9 protein-coding genes and 1 pseudogene are annotated in these 6,117 nt (G+C 60.8%); 3 read left to right on the forward strand and 7 right to left on the reverse strand.

The features are described from left to right. Positions 1 to 22: 22 nt before the first annotated feature. Entirely contained in the window at positions 23 to 244 is a 222-nt protein-coding gene (locus ACSFBL_RS20990) for a DUF7661 family protein (RefSeq protein ID WP_435517743.1), read from the reverse strand. Positions 245 to 509: 265 nt separating this feature from the next. Here ACSFBL_RS20990 and ACSFBL_RS20995 point away from each other — a divergent pair, with 265 nt between their 5' ends. Further along, entirely contained in the window at positions 510 to 1,013 is a 504-nt protein-coding gene (locus ACSFBL_RS20995) for an H-NS family nucleoid-associated regulatory protein (RefSeq protein ID WP_435517744.1), read from the forward strand. A 266-nt stretch (positions 1,014 to 1,279) separates the two neighbouring features. Further along, the gene (locus tag ACSFBL_RS21000; RefSeq protein WP_435517745.1) at positions 1,280 to 1,825 is read left to right on the forward strand and encodes an O-acetyl-ADP-ribose deacetylase; all 546 of its coding nucleotides are present in this window, start codon (positions 1,280 to 1,282) and stop codon (positions 1,823 to 1,825) included. Positions 1,826 to 2,330: 505 nt separating this feature from the next. On the opposite strand, the gene ACSFBL_RS21005 is transcribed toward ACSFBL_RS21000, so the two are convergent. Genes ACSFBL_RS21005 through ACSFBL_RS21030 form a run of 6 tightly spaced genes read right to left on the reverse strand, consistent with a single transcriptional unit; the run spans position 2,331 to position 5,487 of the window. Beyond that, a complete protein-coding gene (locus ACSFBL_RS21005; RefSeq protein WP_435517746.1) occupies positions 2,331 to 3,182 on the reverse strand; it encodes a DUF433 domain-containing protein in 852 nt (283 codons plus the stop codon). 1 nt (position 3,183) lies between these two features. Beyond that, positions 3,184 to 3,915, reverse strand: coding sequence for an RNA 2'-phosphotransferase (locus ACSFBL_RS21010; protein ID WP_435517747.1), 732 nt, complete (start codon positions 3,913 to 3,915; stop codon positions 3,184 to 3,186). A 22-nt stretch (positions 3,916 to 3,937) separates the two neighbouring features. Further along, on the reverse strand, positions 3,938 to 4,150 hold the full coding sequence (locus ACSFBL_RS21015; protein WP_435517748.1) for a BPSL0761 family protein: 213 nt from the start codon (positions 4,148 to 4,150) through the stop codon (positions 3,938 to 3,940). After that, on the reverse strand, positions 4,147 to 4,731 hold the full coding sequence (locus tag ACSFBL_RS21020) for an HAD domain-containing protein (RefSeq protein WP_435517749.1): 585 nt from the start codon (positions 4,729 to 4,731) through the stop codon (positions 4,147 to 4,149). Before ACSFBL_RS21020 ends, ACSFBL_RS21015 begins: the two co-directional genes overlap by 4 nt. Further along, complete coding sequence (locus ACSFBL_RS21025; protein ID WP_435517750.1) at positions 4,728 to 4,952, reverse strand: BPSL0761 family protein; 225 nt, start codon at positions 4,950 to 4,952, stop codon at positions 4,728 to 4,730. The genes ACSFBL_RS21020 and ACSFBL_RS21025 overlap by 4 nt, the downstream gene beginning before the upstream one ends. Beyond that, the gene (locus ACSFBL_RS21030) at positions 4,921 to 5,487 is read right to left on the reverse strand and encodes an HAD domain-containing protein (protein WP_435517751.1); all 567 of its coding nucleotides are present in this window, start codon (positions 5,485 to 5,487) and stop codon (positions 4,921 to 4,923) included. The genes ACSFBL_RS21025 and ACSFBL_RS21030 overlap by 32 nt, the downstream gene beginning before the upstream one ends. A gap of 268 nt (positions 5,488 to 5,755) precedes the next feature. Here ACSFBL_RS21030 and ACSFBL_RS21035 point away from each other — a divergent pair. Beyond that, positions 5,756 to 6,117 (forward strand): annotated as a pseudogene (locus tag ACSFBL_RS21035) (IS21 family transposase); the annotation flags it as partial.

Below are 6,117 nucleotides of genomic sequence, written 5' to 3' on the forward strand. Positions count from 1 at the left end.
AGCGACGTCTCCCGATTTCCAATCATCCTTGGCCTATCTCCAGGACGTCACCGTTGGTCGGCGTCGCGCTCTCGTGATAGACGTCATAGAGGTACTGCGCAAGTTCCTCACGAGTGACCTCGTCGGGAACGGCAAGCTCCATCGGCCGGCGCTTGCCATCCGTACCCATCAAAGAGCAGGACCATCGGTCGTCAACCCGTTCGATAGCGACGATTCGACCGAACACATTGAAGACGTACTGCATCGCTTTCTCCTACAGCAGTCAATCTTGCGCCAGCTCGCAATATCTGGTCCCACTCCGCATTCCGCGCCGGGCAGACGCTTACCGTCCGTTGCTCATCAAGCGCCTTCAAGGACTGCAATGCTCTGCAGGACTTCCGGATGCGCCGGGCCTCACTTCTCGCCAAAGGACGCCGATACGGAGTCTGTCTGCTGCTTGTGCACATTGACAAGGTTAGTCAGTATCAAAGGATACAGTCGGGCATATGGTGACACTAAAGGAGAAAGTCATGGCTCAAACGTACCTGCTAGTTCAAAAGCAAATTCAGACTCTGCAACGCGAGGCAGAAAAGCTGCGTATGCAAGAGATGAGCGGGGTCATTAACCGCATCAAAGTCGCAATCGCCGAGTACGGCATCACGGCCGAGCAACTCGGCCTCGGTTCCGCGTCGCGGCGTGCCATCGTGAAGAATCCCGGCAAGGCTTCGGGTGCTGGCAAAGCCAAGTATGCCAATGCGCAGGGACAAGTCTGGGGAGGAATGGGGCCTCGCCCTGCGTGGTTGCGCGCGGAACTGGAAGCGGGCAAGTCGCTCGAGGACTTCCTGGTGAAAAGGGGCCCAGCCAAGGCAAAGCCGGCCTCTACCAGAGTCCCAAAGGGCGTGCTGAAGCGTCGCGCGAGAACGCAGTATGCGGACCCGGCGAGCGGCAAGACTTGGGCAGGCATGGGACCTCGGCCCATGTGGCTCAAGGACCTGGTCGCCTCTGGCAAGACCCTCGAGGAGTTTACGGTTTAGACCGAGGAATTGAGTTAAACCGCGAACATCTGGAGCCGCTATCGGCCGAAATCAAGCGGCCCGCCTTCTGGAACTGCAAGACAAACGGCGCCGATGAGACGCCGCTTGAATGCCTACAGACGACTGCACGCCAGTACATGCATAGCGCCCGATTCTTGGCTCACCCGCAGGTGGTGCAAACGCCCGGTTGCGCCGGGCGCGCTCGGCCATCATATTCCTCCAATGGCGACAGAGTGCGCCGAAAGAATCCCAGGAGGGGAAGAGCAATGGCTGCGAAGCTGCGTGCAATCAAGGCTGACATCACGACGTTGCAAGTCGACGTCATCGTCAACGCCGCAAACTCGAAACTGCTGGGCGGGGGCGGCGTCGACGGTGCCATTCACCGTGCTGCCGGGCCCGAGTTGCTCGAGGCGTGCCGAGCATTGGGTGGCTGCCCTGCCGGCAAAGCGAAGCTGACGAAGGGGTTTCTGCTGCCAGCGAAGCATGTCGTGCACGCGGTTGGGCCTGTGTGGCAGGGTGGGCGGCAGAATGAGCCCGAACTGCTGGCCTCGTGCTATCGCCGTGCGCTGGAGCTCGCGACATTGGTCGGCGCCAGGTCCATCGCGTTTCCCTGCATCAGCACCGGCATCTATCGTTATCCGTTCAAACAGGCCGCGCGCATTGCTGTCTCCCAGGTCCGGGCGTATGTAGCAGCCGATGATGAATTCGAGGAGGTAGTTTTCTGCTGTTTCTCGGACGAGGACCTCGCGGTGTACGAAGCGTTGTTGCAATCGCCAGGACTGTCTCCGGCGGCGCCTCCTCCAGGTGCCTGACGTAAAATTCGTCGACTTGCGTCATGCGGCCGCCACTGTGAGCAGAGGAGGACCATTCGGTTTACCTTGGCGTCATCGAGCGCGTGGTGCACGCGCAGTCCGTTCCGTCGATGCAATCGCCGTCCAACATTGAGCAGGCGCCGGCGCATGCTCCCCCAGAGGCCAAGAACGCTTACCGAACAGTCGCCAGGCAACCCATCTGGGAACAAGCGGGAAAGCTGCATAGCGTCGCGAGGAGAGTCGCAGACAAGGCTTGAGGGGCCGAGCTCAGATAGCCGTGCGCCCAGGTCGGCCCGGAGTTGGTGGAGCTGGTGGAGCGGGAGGGCGACGCTGCCGCCATCGAGCAATGGAAGGACGTTTGCCTGACAGAATGGGCTGCACTCTGCAGGCTCGATGCCCGTCACCTCGGCGTAGAACGTACGCAGACCTGATTCATCGATAAGACCGATTGATATCAGGTCGGCGTCGTCGGTCAGGCCCGTGAACTCGGTGTCGAAGAAGACCCTCACGCCGCCCAACCCGACCTGCCGAGCAGCAATCTTGACGACATCTCGACGAGCAGGACGCAGACGCTCTGTTGGCGCAGGTCACATGGCACCGCGAGTTCCGCGACTTCGCGCGCGGGGCTTGTCGAGTTGAGGGTGGCGACCCATGCGGCCGTGTCGATGGCGACGGTGACGGTTTCCTTCTCGACAGACTCATCGAGGTCTGGCATGGTCAACCGGGCATTGGTCCATTGACCGCCCGCCAGCGAGGGAAAGGTCTCCATGACAGATTCCCCCGCCATAGCGGCTATGCACTTGAGGCGTTGGTCCCACGGCGACTTGAGCTTGGGTGTCTGTAGCAGGGTCGGCATCGTCTGCTTCTCCGTTCCTTCCCAATGGCTGAAAACATCGAAAGTGCTCGACGGGATTCCTAGCGGCGGCGACATGCTGCCGAGGATGGTCTCGCCCGACTTTGCTTGGACATAGATTTCACACCGAACTCCGGGCTCTTTTTGCCGAACCGATTCGCGTGACCGACGCAGCTTGGCGGCCTGTGCGAAGGCGTTGTCGAAGAGGAGAGGCAACGACCGCAAGTCGCTAGGCGCGGAATAATTTTCAGATGCAGTCTCGCGCAAGGCAGGCCGCGACCGTGGCGTTAGTCCATTGCATTCAATCCATTCCCTGGCGGCAGCGATGTGCTCAAGCGTCAAGAACGGATATGTCGCCTGCAGTCGCGCCGCCGCATCGCCTGCATCGATACAGGCGAGGACGATGTCAATCGGGACGCGCGTGCCGACAAACACTGGGCGCTCGCCCATGACCGCCGGGTCGATGTTGACAAGCGCTTCTTTTGAGACTGGAGGCGCGGGCATCTCACTCATCCTTGGTTGCGTGGCGTTGGACTCCGTTTGGGGGAGGGGTTCCTCCGTCGGACACCAGGGAGTCGATGACTTTGCCTCTCTTCTTGGGGGCGGTCTTGGCAATCTGTTCGTGCTCCGATTGCGTGAATGGCTTCAGACTACTTGACTTGCCTGCCGGCAAGCTGGCCGACTCGCTCGGGAAGCGGCTGACATTCAGGTACTTGGTCGGCACCGCGGCTGTTAGCCAAACACCGTTCTCAGTTTGCTGAAACTCGAGCCCGGCACGATTCATCGCATAGCTGTCGACAATCAAGACGACGGCCACGCCTCGTCTGCTGCCAACAGCGACTGCCGCTTCTTTCGTTGCAGACAGATGAACAGCGTGCCGTGACATCGGCCGCAACCCTTCTCGTCGAATCGCGGCAAGGTTTTTGCGGACAGTGCCGTGATACAGAACCGGCGGTGGCACTCTCGTGCTGAGCTTGAGGTCAACCTCCACGGAGTGTCCCTGTGCCGCCCGAATGCGCCGGCCGTCGGCGGCCATGGTGAACCGCCTCTTGTCGTTAGTGGCGACAATTTCCTGAAGCTGTTCGCGCGTGATGGCGCATCCATTGCGCACAGCCCCTGCTAGCAAGACGTCGACATCGCACCAGCCGCTTGCATCCAGCCTGATTTTCCACAGGTCGGGCTTGTGACGCAGCACACGTGCCAGGAGCCGCGAAATTGGGAGCAGTTCGGGTCTCATTGTCAGCGCGTTTGGGCGCGCGTCAGGGACGAGGAGCGTCTGGGTCTGCCCAGAACAATGGAGTTGCCTGCGCGCTATGGGCCAGATGGCTCGCATCAGGATAGTGCCGAAGGAGTGCCTCGGCGGCGCGCTTCAAATATTCTTGAGAGGAGTTTGTGAGGCTTCCTTCCGCAAGTTGGCTCAGGAATCTTCTCGTCTCTAAGACAGCCCGAGTCCGCTCAGATGGCGTCGTCATTCAGTACCTCCCGAAGAGTTTGGAAAGTTTTGAGCGCATGGAGCGCGGCCGCCGGCAGCGTGCATCGTGCGAAGCTTTGTCATCAATTCCGCAAGAACGGCGGGCTCGCTGATGCCGAGCTCGTCGTGGGTGCGGACCAATTTTTCTCGACACCACGCCGGCCAATGCAAATCGTCATCATCGAGGGCAAGCCAGTCCCTCGGCCTTCGCCGAAGGACGTCAGCCCAGATTTGCAAGCCTCGCGGGGTCGCCGCGAAGCTGGCCTCGTGCATCTCGCTGTGATACGTTGCTCCAATGACCCGTTGTTGGAGTGATGGGGAGAGCCGCTTGGCGGCTTTGGAATACGTGTAGTGCCGTACCCACGATGTCGACAGGACAATCTTCAGGTTCGGATACGGCTCGAGAACATCGACAAGCATCTGAGTGTGCTGAAAGAGCGGGTAGCACCCGGGGGCCTTGATGTATGGTCCGCGTCTTGGGTGCCACCAAACATCTTCGTGGTGAACAACCCCGTCGTAGTCGAGATAGAGCACCAATTCGTCGCGTCCACGTGGGCCGCTAGTGCTGGCGAGGCCGGTCATTGTCGAGGCTCTTCGGGCGGTGCCCACCATCCCGGCAGTGCGATTGCTGTCAGGTACAAATCCGAGTGGCTCGGGTAGTGCCGCAGTAGTGCTGTGGCGTAGTGTTGAAGCTGCTCGGGCGATTCCTGCATCCGCCCTGCGGCCAATTTCTTCAGGAATCTTCGCGTTTCGACAACCGCTCTTGTGCGCTCACTCGGTATCGTCATGATTTGAGCCTCCATGCTGCGCCGAGCGCAGCTGAAACGCCGTACGGAGCTGCAGGTATTCGCGCTCGGACAGCCCGACACCTTCCGCGCACAGCACTATGAATGGCATGTGCTCTTCCGGCTGGCCGGCAGCTAGTCCAGTGCCCGAAAGGTGGTCATCGAGCACCACCCATTTGTCAGCAAATTCCGGGTGCGCTGCCAACCACGCATTGATTTCATCCCACCTTATGCCGGGTAGTGCGCCTTTTGGTGTTGCCAGGTCCGCATGCAAGTTGTCGACAACGAAGCCGGGACCAGCACGGACCAGAACTTCTCGTAGCTTGTCGTCATCGAGAATCCACCACCATGACGTCGAGAGCACGTAGAACGGAGCGAACTCGTCGTGGAGCCGGCGCAGGTACGCGCATGCATTGGCGTCAAAGAGCTGCTCCCAGAGGTCGCGCGCTCCACTATCCGCGTCCTCGTCTTTGCGCGAAAGCGCAAGCGCCACGTCGTAGCCACCGTACGGCTTGTTCAGGCACAGCACGTCGTCGATGTCGAGAAGGAGCACTACCTGGTGTCGCGCTGCATGCCCAGACAAAGTGCTTCCCTCGACTGGCGTCTGAACACCTGGGTTGCGCAGAGCGGGATGTGGGTCAGCGGACATGGAAGTAGTGCGTGGGGCGCGACAATCATCTTGGCCGGTCGAACGACAAGCGTGATGGCCGGTGGTGAGGAGTCGAAGGCGGCGTAGCCGCCGTAGACGACGAGCCACCGGCGGCGCCGGTTTGGTGGGGGTTCACGATCGCGGGTTCAGGTCTCAAGAAGAGGTCGGCCCCGTGTCAGGTTCCCGAATCACCGATCAGCAGGTACGCCTCTACATGAACACCCGCAAGAAGAAGTCCCAGGAGTTGGCTGCAGCCAAGGCCGGCATCAGCGAGCGCAGCGCGCGACGCATCGAGAGCGCGGCGACGCTGCCCTCGCAGAACCCGCGGCGCTACTGGCGCTCCAGGCCTGATCCATTCGCTGATGTTTGGGAGACGGAGGTCGTTCCGCTGCTCAAGAACGCGCCGAAGCTGATGGCCGTCACGCTGCTACGCAAGCTCCAGGACGATCACCCACAGCGCTTCCCCGATGGCATGGTGCGCACGCTGCAGCGCCACATCCGCCAATGGCGCGCGGTGCAGGGCCCACCCAAGGA

This window comes from Variovorax glacialis, from assembly GCF_051216375.1.
Classification (GTDB): Bacteria; Pseudomonadota; Gammaproteobacteria; order Burkholderiales; family Burkholderiaceae_C; genus Variovorax.